This window comes from Nocardia sp. MDA0666, from assembly GCF_003023875.1.
Classification (GTDB): Bacteria; Actinomycetota; Actinomycetes; order Mycobacteriales; family Mycobacteriaceae; genus Nocardia; species Nocardia aobensis.
In genome coordinates this window covers 128,159-145,046 of the sequence record NZ_PYHT01000018.1, presented here as the reverse complement: position 1 = coordinate 145,046, position 16,888 = coordinate 128,159, and the positions used below count along the sequence as shown (strand labels likewise).

1 pseudogene is annotated in these 16,888 nt (G+C 70.7%); it reads right to left on the bottom strand.

Annotation, left to right across the window (positions count from 1 at the left end):
- A pseudogene (locus tag C8258_RS23275) lies at positions 1-16,878 on the bottom strand (DUF6782 family putative metallopeptidase); the annotation flags it as partial.
- Positions 16,879-16,888: the final 10 nt, after the last annotated feature.

Sequence of the window (16,888 nt, the reverse complement as noted above, 5' to 3'; positions counted from 1 at the left end):
GGATACTGATCGGTCTCGTGGGCTCGGAGATGTGTATAAGAGACAGGTGGGGATCGGCGCGGGAGGGAGGTTGACGTCGATGGGCTTCGGTGTGTAGTCCGGCCACTCGAATTCAGCGTTGTGCGGAACGTGCGGGACCGGCGTGATGTACGGCTTGCGCGGATCTCGGGGGCGCGGGTTCGTGGCGCCCGCACGATCGGGCTCACCACCGTCCTCGGACCCCTTCGGCTGGCTCCGATTACCTTCCGAAGCTTCGCCGGTTCCCGGCTTACCCGTCCGGTTGTCGTCCTCATTCGGCCGACTACGTGCCTCGCCGAGTACGCCGTCAGCATTACCGCGCTCACCACGCGCGCTGCCGACACCACCGTCGACACCGCCCGACACAACACGCCCACTCTCGACACCACTGTCGGCGCCACGCGGCTCACCGCGTCCCCTCTCGGCCGGACCGTCGGTACGTCGCGCCAAGCCGGGTCCATTTTCGGCACCCGCGCCGGCCGCGCCGGACTCCCGACGCTCACCGTCCGCAGCGAGGTTCGGTGGAGCAGCGTGGCCCATCGCATCTTTCGCGACGCCGGTCTGCTCGGCCCCGGCTTCTTCAGCCGCGGGATCGGCGATGGATTCCCGCTGGGTGCGATCCTGTCGCTGCGGGGCGGCAGCGGGGTTCCCGGGCGCGGACGGATTGCGGTCGGTATTCGAATTTGCCCTGCGCGGCGTGGTTTCGGGGCGCGAATGCGGCGGAGTCGCGTTGCCGGGCGGCGCTTCCAGGGGAGCGGCGAAGGCCCGGCCCTGGGCATCGACGGCCAGGCGGATGTAGCGGATCTCCACGTCCGGATGGGCCAGAGCCTGGGCCAGTTCGGGGTGGGTATCAGCGGCGGCATCGAGTTCGGCGTGGTGCGGAAACCCACCGGAACCGTCGGAGCGCAGGCCGACCACGATCACGATCGGATGGTCGCCGTCGATGATTCCGACCCGGTTCGTCACCGGCCGCGCACCCTGCGCCGCGAGGAAATCGGGTCCGGCCACATCGGTGATTCGCTCGGTGAGGGCGAAGACCCGGGTGCGTACCTCCTCGTAGGCTCGTGCAGCGCGCTCCCGCTCGCTGCCGGTGGCGGCGTCCCGTTCGGCGCGCAACAGCCCCAGGTCGTCGGCGAGACGGGCACGTTCGGTCGCCAGCCGCTCGACTTCGGTTCGGCCCGAGGTCAATTCGTGTGGTTCCATCGGCCCGGGCTGCCGCAGCGCGCCGTCGCCGGATGCCGGCCGGCCCTCACCCGGATGCGGCACCACCGCACCACCGGAATCCGAACCAGGGCGATCCGGGTGATCCGGTTTCGCACCGCTCGCACCCGTATCCCCCTCGTCCGGACCACGCTCGCCGGTATCGGGACGGCCCGTCCTGCTCTCGCCCGCACCGTCATCGAGGGCGGGCGGGGTCCGATTCGGCTCACCCGCCCGCTCATCGGGCCCGGCCGCGCCGAGGTCGTCCAATCGGCGGGTGAGATCGCCGCGCAGGCGCCGGAGGGTGTCGGGCAGTTGCCTCGGCTCGACCGCGGCTTCGGTTTCGCCGAGGCGTTCGGCCCAGACGAAGCGCTCGCCCGGGTCGGCGGCGTCGGCGAGTTGTTCCACGCGGCCGGCACGCAGCAGCAGATCCAGCAGCGGGTCTCGGGCACCGGGGGCGGGCAGGGCGCGCAGCGGACCCGCATCGCGCGCCGCCAATTCCTTCAGTGCCGCGACCGGATCACGCGGCAACCCCGGGAAGCGTTGCCGTGCACCGGTTTCGTCGAGAATCTCGGCGGCGCGGCGTTCGCGCGGGGAGAGCCACGACGGGTCGGGAGCGGGTGCGTCGACCGCGTACGGAATCCGCGACATCCGCAGTGTCTTGTCGCGGTCGTGCTCGGGCGCATCGGGCGGCAATTCGTCGGGATGGATGGGCACGCCGTCGCGGATCACGAGATGTCCGCTCAGGCGGCGCCGGTTGGTGTCCCAGTCGTAGCCGTGCCGGGCCGCTTCGAGGTCGGCGTCGTGCCAGGTGGCGTCGTCGTGGTCGGCGAGGTACTTGGCCTCGACGTAGGCGTCGTCGAGCAGCAGCAGGTCTTCGTTGTACGGCGTGGTCCGGCCGTCGCCGTCGCCTTCACCGGTGAGCCGCAGCCAGGCGTCGGCCACGTGCGGGAGCCGGTCGTAGGTCTTCTTGACCATCCGGCCCGTCGGATCGGCGTGGTCGCGCACCCACATCTCGTTGCGCATGAGGTGGTCCTTGACCAACTGGATGCGCTCGGTCAGTTCCGCACGGGTGAGTGGAGTGCCGTCCGGATGCCGCGCCAGGTTCAGCGCCTCCAGGCGGGCGCCGCCGGGATCGGCGGGGTCCAGCAGCGGATCACGGGCCCGGGTCAGCAGGTCGACGATCCGGTGCACATCCGCATTGCCGGCATCGTCGGCGAATCCTCCGATCACGCGATCGGCCCAGCGCTGCACCGCATCCCAGCGCGCGACATCACGGTCCTGACGCGGTGTGGACCACTCCACCCGGTCGCGGGGCGGCACGTGATCGGCGGCCGACCACGGTCGATGCGGCGGCTGCAGATCGATCCGCGGCCCGGCTCGCCAGCCCTTCCAGCCGCGGAACGAGCGCACGACCGGGATCTTGCGCAGCACCGGATGATCCGGATCGAACGCGCCGTCGGGCAGCCAGGTGGTGTGCCCGCGCACCCACTCCCCGATCTCCGGCCGACGCTGCAGCGGACCCAGCACCCACGGGTGTTTGCGAGCCATGTCGTAGAGCTGCACCCACCGCTTGCCGATGGTGTAGAGCGCGCCGTCGAGCGGCATGCCGTGATGGGCCTCTTCGTCCCAGCCCGGCGGCGGTTCCGGTTTCGGTCCGGGTCCCTGATGCCACCACAGTTCGGCGCGCCCGGCTTCGCTCAACGTCAGGATCTGCTCATAGCTCAGTTCCGGCCAGTGATCGGTGAGCAGCCGAAGTACCAACGGCTCCAACATGTTCTGGAACGGTTCGGCGCCGAGTGTGCCGCTGAACCCGTCCGGCATCTTCTCCTCGCGCTGCCGGTACGGGATGTGGGAGTTGTCCGTACCGCCGAAGGCCGCCCATCCCTTGGGCGGCAGCCGCCAGCCGTCGACCTCCTTCTGCCAGAATTTGTCCAGCTTGGTGCCGCGTGGCAATTCCGGCTGGTAGGCGCGGAAACCGCGGGCCCGGCCCTCTCTCGTGTCGTGCCACTGTCCGTCGGCGCCGCGCCAGCGCACCATCGTGTCGCCGGCGAACGGCAGAGTGTCCTCGCCCAGGCGGCCGTGCGCCGGCAGCCCCGTGCGCTCGATCTCCACCGGCGCCATGGTCTCGACCCGCGCGCGGATCTGACCGGCGCCGTCGCGATCGCCGCCGGCCAGCTCACCCGTGACCGTCAGCCGATCGATCGTGGTGGCCGGATCCTTCAGCAGCGGAGCCAGATCGGGATGCCGGGCAAGCGCATCCAGCAGCGGCGCGTCGAATCGATCGTCGGCGGGCCGGCGCGGACCGGCCGGATCGTCGGCGCGGACCGGCACGTCCGGATGATCGAATCCGGCCCGTCCGGCGACGACGATGAAGCGCGCCGGGCGGCCGCCGGTGCCGTCCTCATCGGGTGCACGACCGTGGTCCAACCACACGTTCTCGCTGATCCGGCGCAATGCCGGCGGCTCGTCCGTGCCCACCGCGGCCCGCCAGTGGTCGGCGACGGCATCGGGCCACGCACCGGTGAGCGCGACCCGCTCGTCGTTGAAGCGGTCGATCTGGTGTTCGGCGCGCTCCACCGCTTCCTCGGCGTCGGCCAGCCGGCGCAGGTTCTCCGGTGTGCGCTGCGCGGGGTCGTCGAGGAGTCTCGACAACTCATCCCTGATGCGGCGCAACGGTTTCGCGCGCTGCACCGCCGCGCGATGGTCGTCGGCCACACGGCCGAGTTCGTCGCGAACCGCCTCGGCCTGCGACGCGTCGTGGCGCGCGCCCCGCTGCTCCAGATCGTGGATCTCGCGGTCGATGGCGTCCAGCCGGTCCTCGAAATGGAACAGCCGGTCCAGCGCCTCGGCCAGTTTGTCCACGTGGTCGGTCTGTTCGCGCTCCTGCTCCGGATTGAGCTGCTCGTGCCGGGCGACGTCGGGACTGTCCGGGCCCGCGCTGTCGCTGACGTAGCGCCCGGTGTCCGCGCGCAACTGGCGCAGAGTTTCCGACCAGCGGTTGCGGCTCAGATCCACATCGCCGAACGGGTCGGCGCGATGGTCGACCTTGGTGCGCCAGAACTCGAGATCGGCTGCCACATGGGCACGTTCGCGCACCTTGGCGTCGAGTGCGGCCTGCGGGTCGGCCACCGGCGCGGTCTCCGCCGGGCGGGGGCCGTCCGCATGCGGCCCGGCGGATTCCGGCGCTAGCGGCTCGGTTCCGGTCCGCTGCGGCTGCTCGAGTTCGGCGGGCCGGCGGCCGGCCGTGTCGAGTTCCGGTGGCGGCTGGTGCATGTCGTCGATCCGAACGCGTCCGTCGGCATCCACGCGAATCTGCTGGAACACGAATTCGCCGTCGTCACCGAGCACTGCGCGGCGGACAGCGGGATCCAGGACATGATCCGGATTGGCGCCCGGCGCCACCACCACGAGCCGGTCGGGTGCGCCGTCGCCGCCCGGAACCAGCCGCGCCACTTCCGGTTTCTGATTCGCCGGGTCCACGGGGCGCCCGCCGGCGTCGAGCGGAATACCGTCGTGGCCGGCCAGGACATCGCGCGCCGCGAGTAGCGCCGCGTCGGCCGCCACCCGGTCACGCGCGGCCACCAACGTCTGATCGTGCACCCGCAACAGCCCCAGCAGGGCCTTGCCGAGCGATTCGGTCTCCTCGGCTCGCGCTTCCTCGGCGCGGCGGTCCTCGAAGAACTTCCGCAGATCGGCCCGTGGGATGTCCGCGCGGTTCCACAGTTCGTCGGCCCGCGCCCGGCGCTGGACGATCAGATCGCGCACCGCACCGGCCAGCTCGCGCGGGCGCATCCGCCACGCGTCGTCGATGCCCAGATGTTCGGCGAGCTGCACGATCTTGGCGAAGTTCTTGTCCACCTCATCGTTTCGCCGGCCCAGCTCCGCGCCGAGGTCGCGCAGTTGTCGCCGCAACGCCCGGGTGCTCGGCTCGTGTTCGTGGTCGCCGCCGGCGATCCAGTCACCGGGGCGGCGCGCCGGATCCGGCCGCGTGGCAACGGGTTCCGTCGACGCCGGATGGTGCTCACTCACCCAGATCCGGCCGTTGTGGTCCAGTTCGAGCCGGTAGTAGACGGCGTCGAACCCCTCGGCCGCGTGCCGGACCCGCTCCCGCGCGGGCAACCGGAGCTCCGGATCGCGGCCCGCGCCGACACCGACCCACCGGCCGCGCTCGCCCGGTGCGCCGTCCACCCGCATGTGGTTGGGGGCGTCGAAACGGAAGCGGCGATAGGAGACGCCGGAGATTCGCGGGCCGCGATCGTCGAAACCGGCTCGCAGCTGCAGCATTTCGCGTTCTGCGGCATGCTGGGCGGCGGCCCGGCGAGCGGATTCGTTCGCCGCCGCCGTGCGATACCGGTCCACCAGCTCGACGGTCGCGCGGCGCTGCCGCTCGGAGATGGGATCGCGATGGTCGTTCACCGCATCCCGGACCGCACGTTGCAGTTCCGGTCGCGACAGCCCGTCCGGATCGACGCCGAATTCGCGGGCGAGCCGCTCGAGCCGGCCCAGGTCGACGGTGCGCCGATCGTTGAGTTCGATGGACAGTTCGGCACGCCGCTGGGCCGGCGGTGCCAGCCGATCGCGGATCGCATCGGCGACCTGATGGTCGGACGGCAGCGCCACACCCAGGCGCGCGGCGCGCCGATCCACCTCGAGCCGGGGCGCCCCGCGGTCGAGATCGCGCAGCAGATCACGCAATTCGCCGCGGATCGCCGGCGCGGTGCCGGGGGCATCGGCGGTGCGGGCGATCGTCTCGCGCAGGATCTCGCGCCGCATCTCCTCCGGCCGCAAGCCGAGATCATGAGCACGCGCGGTCATTCGCGTCCAGGCGCGGGCCCGCGTGGCACCGGCATCCGCCAGATCCCGCAGCGCCTTACGCAAGGCACGCGTCACCGGACGATGCTCCCGCTGCGGACCGGTCTGGTCCCACGCCTCACGCGCGGGCCGCTCGCCACCGTGCGGCGCGGGCGGGTCCGACTGGTGCGGGAGCGGCAAGGTGGCCGAAGCCTGTTGCACCGGCAGGGTTTCGGAGCTGTCACCCCCGTTCTGCGGCGGGCTGCCGTCGTCGGAACCTCCACCCGTCGGAGGCTTACCACCGGGGCCGCCATCGGTCCCACCACCGGCCGCATCGGGTGCGGGTTTCGCACCTGGTTCGGTCTCGGCCTGTGGTGCCGCGCCGCCGGGCCGGTCGCCGCCGGGCTTCGCAGGCGAGCCACCCGTGCCGTCGCCACCGGAATCGGCACCCGGCTCCTCGCCCTCGTCTCCGCGTTCGGTGGCGGACCGCTCGTCGACAGTCGGCAATTGCTGCTCATCAGGTTTCGCGACAGATTCGTCACCAGCCGCCTGTGCGCGCTGCGGGTTCGCGGCCCGCAGTTGCCGTTCCTCGATCCGGGCAGCTTGGTAGTCCCGGGCGGCGCGCATCATCTCGCGGCGCAGGCGGTACAGCTCGTTCAGCCGCTGCTGGGCCCGATCGCGGGCGGCGGCCCACTGGTCCGGACGCAGATCGTTGCGGGCGATGGTGGCCTGATGGTCGGCCGACTCCTCCTCGATCCGGCGGAGGATCGCCGCCTCCAGATCGCGCGTATTGCCGTGATCGGGGAGGCCGAGTTCTCCTGCGATCCGGCGCAACTCGTTGTGCGCGGCAACCTGCCGGGCGAGCGCCGCGTCGATCGGATCAGGTTGTTGTGGGCCTTCGACTCTCGCCGTTCGGTGAGGCGATTCCCCGCCGGCATTCTCTTCCGGCGACGGTTCGGCCGATGCCGCCTCCGGTTTCGGCGCGGGCGCAGTCTCTTCCGGCTTCGCTTGTGCGTCGTCATCCGTCTTCGGTGTGGGCTCACCGTCGGTCACCTGCTTCGGCGCGGCGACGTCTCCAGGCCCCGGCTCGTCGGCGTCCGACTTTCGAGCCGCAGCGTCTCCGCCTTCCTCCGGCATTGTCGTCGGTGTGCCCAATTCGGGTTCGGACGCAACATGTTTCGGCTCGTCGCGCGCCGGCGGAGGAGGCGGTTCGGTGGGCCCGAGGTGGTCGCCGACGATCGTCCATAGCCAGTCGGCGTGCTCGGCGGCTTGCCGCGCCTCCCATTCCGCTTGATCGGCGCGCATCCGAGCGGCCCAGGACCGGGCGCCCTCGGGACCGTCCGGATCGCGCGCGACCATCTCGTCGGCGAGTTCGCGCATGCGCACGGCATGCCGGCCCGCCATGCGCGCGTCCCAGCTCGCATTCTCCGCGCGCATCCGCATGCCCCACTCGGTAGGTGATTCGATACGCGGAGGTGCGGTGGCACCGGAATCGGCACCGTCGGGGTCCCCGCCCTCTGGCTCCGGCGGTTGCGCCCCCTCACCCGGTGAACCGGGCGGCTTCGACGGAGGTCCTTGCGGCGGAGTGGCGGCCGCGCCGTCATCCCCGTCGTCGCCTTCGGACAGCTCCACATCGCGTTCCACGGCGGCGCGCAGTTCCGCGTCCAGATCCGCGACCCGCACATCGTTGTCGTGGAATCTGCGTGTCGCCTCGAACAGCGCGTCGTGCCTGCGCGAGAACTCCTCGAACCGCCGTCGATAGTCGGCGAGATTCTCACCCCGGACGGTGCGTGAACCGAGTTCGCCGAACAGATCGTGCAGGGCCGAGCCATCTTTCAGGTCGTCGGACAGCAATTCCTCCGGCGTGACGCGGAGTTCGTGGGCATGGCCCTCGATATAGCTGCGGGCCCGTTCGCGCTCGGTCCACGCCGCCGCCCATTCCCGGCTGATCCGATCGATGGTCGCCTGCCGGTTCTCCGGCAGGTCGGCGACGGCCTGGTGGTAGCGGTCGTTCAGTTCCGCCAGCGCCCGCAGATCGGCGGCCCGCTGCCGCACCTCGTCGCGCAGTTCGCGCTGCACCTGCTCCCGCTGCGCCGGGGTGAGCCGCTCGTGCTTCTCGATCTTGCCGTCGCGGTAGGCCTCGTAGGCCCGCACATACTGTTCCGGCGTGGCGTCGGTGAGGTCGTGGCCGAGCAGCCGGGCCCAATCGCGATTGGGCCGTGATCCGGACGCGACCGGCTGATCCGGGTCGGGCGTGCCGAACAGCCGCTGCCCGTCGCCGATGATCTCCCGCAGGTGGGGCAGCGCCTCCGGATCGTGCATCGGCACTTCACCGTCGAATACCCGCGGGTCCGTCGTGGGGTCGAAACGCAATCCGTTCGTGAACGGGTCCGTGTCCGCGAGGGTCCGGATGAAATCCGCGAGCGCCGCGGCGGTGCCGGGGTCGCGGAGCCGCCCGCGGATCAGCGAGGTCAGCTCACCGGGGTCGATTCCCTGCGGATTCCGCTGATGGTCGAGTTCCTTCGAGTACTTCTTCGGGAACACGTCCTCCGGTTCGCCGCCCAGTGCCCGCACGAGGTTGTCGCGGGCCTCGACCAGGTGAGCCGGCTCCTCGCCGCGCCCCTTCAGATAGCTCGCCAGTTTGTCGTAGTACTTGACCAGCTGCTCGACCTGCTGTTTGCGCAGTGCGTTGCGGGTGCCGCGGTCGGCGATCGAGTCGGCGACCCGCTCCGGTGTCGCGTGTTGCGTGTCGTCGATACCGCTGGTCTGCGCGAGCCGGTCGCGCGCGTTGGCCAGATCGTGGAAGGTCTCGATGGCGTCGCTGCTGCGCGCGTGGTCGAGCAGCGCCTCGATCTGGAGGGCGCGCAGGTCGTTGGCGCGAAGTTCGTGTTCGATGAGTTCGGGTGTGATCCGGTCGGGGTCCAGGCCGAGCTCGTGCGCGAGATCGTCTCGCACGGAACGGATTTGCTCCGGTGTGCGGGCGTGCCGCGCGACCGGGGCCGGCTCGGCGGGCGGCTGGGTGACGTGCCAGTTGCCGTCGGCGTCGCGGACCAGCAGTCCGTCCAGATGCCGGCCCTCGACGTCCACCGAGATCGCCCGTCCCTCGATATCGCCGAGGTGGCGGATGTGCGCCTGATTGTTCGCGTCGACGACGACGGTCCACTTCTCCGCCCGCACCTCACCGTTGTTGAGGCGCGCGGCGAGCCCGGGATGGCGATCGAGCGCGCCGGCGAGCGTCTGTTCGTGGTCGCCGTGCACGTCGAGGATCACCAACCGGCCCGGCTCACCCGGCCGCTCCGGCGGCAACTCCCGGACATCGTTGGCGGGGAAGCGTTCCCGGAATTGCGCGACCCGGTCGGCGAAATCGCGGATCTCCCCGGCTCGTTCGTGTACGCCGTCGCGCAGGTCGTTCAATGCGCGGTCGAGCTGATCCGGTTCCAGCCGGGACAGTTCGGCGGCGAGCAGGTCGGCCCAGGTCGCGCGTTCGTCGCGAATCTGGTCGCGCCGCAGCGCGTTCTCGAAATACGTCCGCAGGCCCTGGTCGCGGCCCGACTCGTCGTCGGGGTCGTATTCGATGCGCTCGTCCGGGTTCTCGACGTTCAGCACGTCGAAGTCGCGGCCCGATTCGGCGCCGTTGTTCACGCCACGCCAGTTCAGCAGGCCGGGATCGGCACCCTGGGCGATGATCACTTCCTTGAGGAAGCGCCCGAGCGGATTGTGGTCGGTGATCGACTGCGGTCGGTACGGGATATCGGCGTGTTCGGCGTTGTAGCGATGTGCCGCGTCGCGCAGGGCTTCGATGACGGCGGCCCGGCGTAGATTCTGGTATCCGGCGGTATCGAGTGCGCGGCGCAGCGTTTCCGGACTGATATCGGACAGATCGACGCCCAGACGATCGGCGGCGGCACGCAAATCGTCGGCGGGATTGCCCTGCGGCGCTTCGGGTTCGCCGAGTTGCGGCGCGGCACGGCCGGGTAGGTCGTGCGGCTGCGATTCGTCGACCAGATCGCCGAGGCCGATATCGCGCAGATACTTGTGCATCGCCGCGACCTCGGCCGGGTCCGCGTCCTCGTTCCAGTACGCGTACTCCCGCCCGTCGCGGGCGTGCATCGGAATGTGTTCGCCCGCTTGCAGATCCATCCGAGCGGTGAGGTGGTTCAGCAACGGCGCGTGCTCACGGTTGATCCAGAGCGTGAACGACTCCTTCAGCAACCGCGCGTAATTGATGCTGATGTCGTGGTCGCCGAGGGTCTCGAGCGCATGGATATCGAACAGATGCCCGAAATCCTCGGTCATCTCGGTCTGATATTTGCCGTCCTGACCACTGCCCGACGGGTATTTCGGATAGTGCCCCTCGTACCCGCCGGTGAACCGCTGCCACAGCGAACGCAGCCGGCCGGGCTTCGCCGGCTCGACCTCACCGCCGGCCGCCTGCTCGCCTTCCCGGACCGGCTCCACGGACTCGACCCGCCACCGCCCGCCGCCGTCGGCGACCAACCGCAACCGCACGTGCTCACCGTCGACGGACACGACGACCTCAGCTCGCCGCGGTGGCTCACCGGGGGCCGCACCCGGCGTAGGCGTCTCGCCGGGCGGACGACCCGCACCGCCGGCACCGTCGGGCAACTCCGGACTGTCCACGTGCGGTGCGCCGTCGACCCGTTCGGGATGCCGGAAAAGTACTGTGACGCCGGTGTTCTCGCCCAACCGTCCTTCGAGCCCGGAATCGCCCGGCAGATCCGGATCCCCGAAGGTGACCTCGGTGTAGCCCAGCTCCTCGGCGAGGGTACCGGTGAAGGTCCGGCGCGCGGCCTCCTCCGGCGTGAGCCCCTCCTGCACTCCCGCGTTGAAACTGTCCAGATTGTCGGTGAGCGCCCCGCCGTCGAACCATTCGGCCTGGATCGCCTCGACGCGGTCGCCGAGTTCGTTCATCAGATCCCGGAACATCTCGCGCCCGGACGGGGTATCGGGGCCCACACGCACCTCGACGTGCAGCACGCCGCTCTCGGTCACCCACCCCTTGATGCCGTAAGCGGTGTCGCCGCCGTAGTGGTTGGCATAGCCTGTGCTGCCCCCGTCGCGCGGCTCGGGCGGACCGGCCGGCGGGCGAGGCGACTGCCCGGTGGGCGCATCCTCGCGGGGCGGATGCGCGGAATCCCATGCTTCGCCGTAACCGTGCGCGTAACTCGCACCGCCGTCGGGCGCGTGATCGCCCATGGCCGGGCGGATCGCGTCGACGCCGGCCTGGTTCGCGATCCGGTCCAGTTCGGCGGCCCGCGTCGTCGCATCGCCCGGCAGATCGTCCCGCGTGGCCGCCCGTTCGCGAGCCGCGGTGAACGCGTCGCGGTAGATCCGCTCGAGCGGGCTGGTCGCGATGTCGTGGCCCGCCGCGCGCAGCTGCGCGAGCGCGTTGTATTCCATTGCGTGCGCGTCGGTTTCCTCGTCCAGCATGTGCGAGACGTAGTCGTCCCGCGACATCCGGTCGCGGTCGAGCACACCGTCGCCGGTGCTGCGCTCGTGCGCCCGCTCGGCATGGATGGCGGCATGCACCAGGGCGGCCATCTGCTCGCCGTCGGTGCCGCCGATGTCGAGGGTGAGCCGGTTGCGGGCGGGCTCGTAGCGATCACCGCCGCCGGAGTCGTGTTCGATGGTCACGCCCCGCGCGTGCAGGGTGTCGACCGCCCAGGCGCCCACCGGCACCTCCGCCAGCTTCCGCCGCAGTTCGCCGATGATCGCCTCGGACGCCTGGGCCGCGAGGTCCTGCGGGTCCACGGGTTCGGCCGGTTCGTCCCGAGCGGGCCCCGGCTGGTCGACCCGCTCGTAGCGGATCTCGCCGTTGTGACGGGTATCGACGTTCAGGTGTTCGGCCTCGGCACCCGGGCGGGCCAGTCGCTCCACGATCTCGGGCGGTGCCGCCCGCATGACCCGCTCGTGATCGCCGGGCGCCGCGGCGACCATGATCCGTTCCGGCTCACCGGGGATCACCGCGAAGTGATCGCCGACCAATTCCGCACCCGGGGCGTCTGCGATCATGTCGCCGAGCAGCCGCCGCGCGACGTCCGCCGCGGCGCTCGCCCGCAGCCGGTCGACCTCGGCGAGGGCGTTGTGATGGCGATCGACGAGATCCGACATCCGCCGCAGATCGTGGGCCAGCCGCCGCAACTCGGCGCGGCGCTCGGGCGGCAGCCCGTCGCGCCCGAGTTCGCGGCCGATAGTGCGCAGCTGATCGGAGATCAAGTGCTGCAACATATCCCGGCGCATCGTCGGGTCGTATGGAATGCGATCGGCCACCCGATCGGCGACGTGGGCCAGCTCCTGCTCATGCTCGTTCAACCGCACGGTGGCGATATGCCGTTCGAGAGCGGCCGAGCGGATACGGTCGCGGACCACCGGATCGTCCGGCACGTAGCGGATGCTCCGATCGGCCGGCGTGCGGGCGCCGTCGTGCGCGCGATCCCAGATATCGCGGTAGTGATCGGCGTAGGTCCGGCCGCTGTCGTTGGGCGGGATATGTTCGAGGTAGTTGCGCAGATGATCGACCGCCACCTCGTGCGCGATCTCGTGCGCTCCCGGGCCCTCGAGTCCGTGCAACGCGCGCTCGTAGGCCTGGCGATAGGCGACCTCGGCAGGATGTTCGGCGATGTCGTAGCCGAGTTCGCGCAACTCCGCCGCCAACTGGAATCGGCGTCCGGAGGCCATCGCCTCCTCGTGCACCATCTCGCGCACATAGTCGTCGCGCGAGAGCTCGAGAGGCCGATCGGCGGGCGATTCGCCGTTGAGATACCGCTCGGCGTGCACGCTCTCGTGCGCGAGAGTGAGTGCCTGAGCGATCTGGCCGCGTCCCTCGGCGTACAGAACCGCCGTGATGTCGCGGCGCCGGAACGACCCGGATCTGCCGTCGCTGTGCGACCCCTGATCGATGTGCTCCCGGTAACGGCGGTCGGTGAGTTCGCCGAGAATCCTTCTGCCGGTGGGTGTTCGAAGCAGCAGTTCGTGGACGCGGCCGACATTGTCGTCGAGCGCCTGCCGAATCCGCACAGCGGACGGATCCTGCTGTCGCGCAAGGGCTTCGCGGTGTTCCGGGGTGAGCGGATGGATGGGGCGGCCACGGTGGTCGAACAGGATCATGTGGGTGTCGTGCAGATCCGCAGGCACGCTCGCCGGGTGGTCGGTCACCACCCCGGTACTCGGATCGCGCACCACGATCCGCCCGCCGCCCTCGTGGACCATCACGTAGGCGTGCGCACCGACGACTCGGCGGCCCGGACCGGCGTGATAACCGTCAACCACCAGGGCCGACGCACCCTTGCGCATCCGCGAGAGACGCCGCGCGATCGCGTCGTGGTCGCCGACCTTCACCATCCGCCCACCGGCGTCCGCCTGTACCTCCGCGGCGGTCATACCCTCCGGCCCGACCGCCCGCTCGGGCAGCCGGATCGTCTTGCTGCCGGTGAGATCGCGAATCAGCTTCAGCGCCAATTCGGCACAGCGACCGCGGGTCGACTCCGGACGAGCGGTGGCCGGTTTCGCCGCTTCGGGTGCACCGGTGTGATCGGGCTGCTCGCTCCGCCCGGACCGCACCGGCTGATGATCACCGACCTGCGCCGGCATCGGCGGGGCACCCGGCACCAGCTGATCTTCGGGCCGGTCGCGGTCCGCGTCGTCGCGGTCGTGCCGGGCGCCGTCTTCGCCGGACTCGTCGCGGACCGGTTTGCGCACCGTACCGTCGTGGTTCGTATCGGCCGCCGGCCGCCGTCGCGGTCCGTCCGGTTCAGTCGATTTCTCCTGCGTGCCATCATGTTCCGCGTGCGAGTTGTCGGAGTGGGACCGGTCTCGCGCCGGATCGCCGGTGTCGTCGCGCGGTGTGCCCGCGGCGTCGTCGGCCGTATCGTGTCGCACCCCCGGCTCGTCCGTGCGGTTCGACGCGCCCGCATCCGCATCGGGGGGTGCGGCCGCATCGGCGTCGCGGGTTGCTGACGAGTGGGCGTCGCGGGGAACGGCGGTATCCGCATCCCGAGGGACCGACGAGTCGGCGTCGCGGGCGGTAACGGACTCGTCTGCGCTTCGTCCGGCCTGGTCGGACTCGCGGGACGGCACACGCTCGTCGTGCGGGAGCGAATCACGCGGACCGGCATGTTCGGCATCCCTCGGCCCGGCATGCTCGGACACTCGAGGCTCGGCGCTGTCGGTGTCGCGCGGGCTGGATGTGTCGGTATCACGCCGCTCGGGGTCCCGTTGCGCGGGCTCGGCCGTATCGCGCGGATCTTCGCCGTCTCTGCGCAGGGTATCGGCAGACTGCTCCGCCGGATCGTCGGAACGCGCGGTCCGATCACCCTGTGCCGCATCCCGATCGCCGGACTCCGGTTCGTCGGCACGAGGCGCTCCGGGCTCGTCACCCACGGTCGTCTCGTCCCGCGGCCCGGCCTCGTCCCGCGGCGCGGCCTCGTTACGCGGCGCGGCCTCGTTACGCGTCCCGGGTTCGTCACGCGTCCCGACCTCGTCGCGTGTTCCGACCTCGTCACGCGTCCCGGCCGCTTCAGGATCGTGGAGTGGCGTGGACTCGTGGTCGCCGTCTCTGATCTCGTCGCGGGCGGCTGCTCGCTCGGGCCTCTGTGCGACGGGCTGATCGGATTTGGTTGGCGTGCGGGTGGTTTCGGGGCGTTCGCCCGCACCGCGCGCCGGTTCGGTACCGCGTCCCTGTTCGGTACGCGGTCCGGCACCGGCGCGGTCCCGTGGCTGGGCGGTCTCGCCACGGTCTCGCGGCTGGGGGGCTTCTCCGCGGTCTCGCGGCTGGGCGGTGTCCGCGCGGTCCGGTTTGGCGGTGATCCGCTCGCCATCGCTCGCACCGGCTCGGCTCGCGGCGCGCGGGCCCTCGGAGTCGCCGACCTTGGCCTGGACGCGCGGATCGGCGGCGGGGCGGGCCGCGGACGCGTCGGCGGCACCGGCTCTGCCCTGTGGCCGGGCGTCGGTGGCGGAACCTCGGCCGAGATCGGAGGCGGCGCGGCCGTCGGTGGCGGTTCGGGCGTCCGGAGCGCGAACCTCGCCGGTCCGGGGAGTCTCGGTACCGCCGGACGCGGGTCCGCGGGCGTCGATCGGCGAGGCGCCGGAAGCGGAAGTGGATCCCGTCGATGTGCCGGCTGTCGCGCTCGAACCTGTCGACGCTCCGGGTGCGGATGCGCTCGGACCCGACGACGCGCTCGGGCCGGAAGAGGCGGCAGGACCCGACGCAGCGGCGGGATTCGCCGACTCGGCCGGGCCGGACGAGGCGGAAGGGCCGGCCGCCGCACCAGCTTCGCTCGGGGCAGAGGTGGCGCCCGACGCATGGGATGCCGATTCCGAACCGGGTGTCGTTGCCGGAGCGGCGGTTTCGTGCGGGCCGCCGCCGCTCAACGAGGCAGTGGTGTCCGCGGTCGTGGAGTCGTGTGCGCCGCCAGGCACCTCGTTGCGGGCCGGCGGAGTGGGAGAGGAGTCGGATACCGGACCGCTGGATGTCGCGGATTCGGACGGCGAACTGGACCCCTCCGACCCGGAACGCTCCGCCGGAGTTGACGGGCCGCTCTCGGTGGTTTCCGAACGATTCTGTGGCACAGTCTGTTCCGGCGTACCACCGGAATCGGTCACTGGCCGTTCATGGGTGCCCGCCATCGTGGTCGGCGCACCCGCGTGACTGTCGTGACCATTGGTCACCGGCCCGCCGCGCACGGGCCCGGAAGATCCCCGCTCGCCGCCCGTACCGGCAGTCGAATCCCCGTGCGGTACAGGAGCGTTGCCGTTGGCGAGATCGACGTGCGCGTTCGGCACGGTGCCGTCGTGGGTGAAGCCGTGCAGGTCCCCGATATTGCCCAGATCCGCGCGCGGCGCGTTCAGCTTCCAGAACGGTGAATTCTCGAAATGACTGTGCGCGAAGTTGTGATTCAGCGCCGACGCCCCGCCGGTTATCGCACCGGCGCTGAACATGCGCCAATCGACGTGGGTGTTCTTCAGGTTCTTCAGCGCGGTATCCAGGTCACCGTGTGCCAGATCGGAGGCGAACTGCCAGCCGACCGAGCCGCCGAAGGCCGCCACCGAGTTGACCAGGCCCGATCCGGCACCGATTCCCGCGCGGGTCAGATTGACGCCCCATTTCGAGGTGACGTCGCCGACCTCGTTACGGAAGGCGTTGCCGAACTTCTTGCCCATCGCCTCACCGAAGGCGCCACCGGCCGCGCCACCGACACCGGCGGCGAAGGTGGTGACCTCGAGCTGCTGCCAGTCGATGCTCTTGCGGTGCCCCTCCCACACCTGCCACTGCTGCACCGCGAAATCCTGAATCGCCCCGAGGGCCGCGTTCAGCAGCACATGCCGGAACATGAAGCGCACCAACGCGTTCTCGGCCAGCCGACCCGCCCAGCCCGCCATCGCGTCGAGCATCCGGCGCATCATCATCCGCACCGCGACGCGGGTCGCCACGATGATGCCGGCTTCCTCCGCGGGAGCGGTCGGCGGGAAGATCCACACCGCGGCGATATCGGCGGCGGTGATCACCAGCGTCGAATAGAACATCAGCTTGGTGTATTCGATCTGCGTACCGCCGCCGTAGACCGAATCCCCGACCTGATCGAAGTATCCCGCCAGCGCCTCCAGCGAATCCTTGCCGTGGCGCATGCTGTCGAATGTGTCGATCATCTGCTGCTGGCCGTCGCCGGACGGATAGGCGGCCAGCGTCGCGGACTTGGCGTCGTCCATCAGGCTCAGGATTTCGCGCAGCTCGCCGGCGGCGGTGTGCCAGTCGCCCGCCAGCGCCCACATATCGTCTTCGTTGCCGTGCGGCCATTCCATTCCGATGGCCGCACCCAGCCACTCGAGCCAGCTGGGAAACTCGATCATGCGCCGTTAC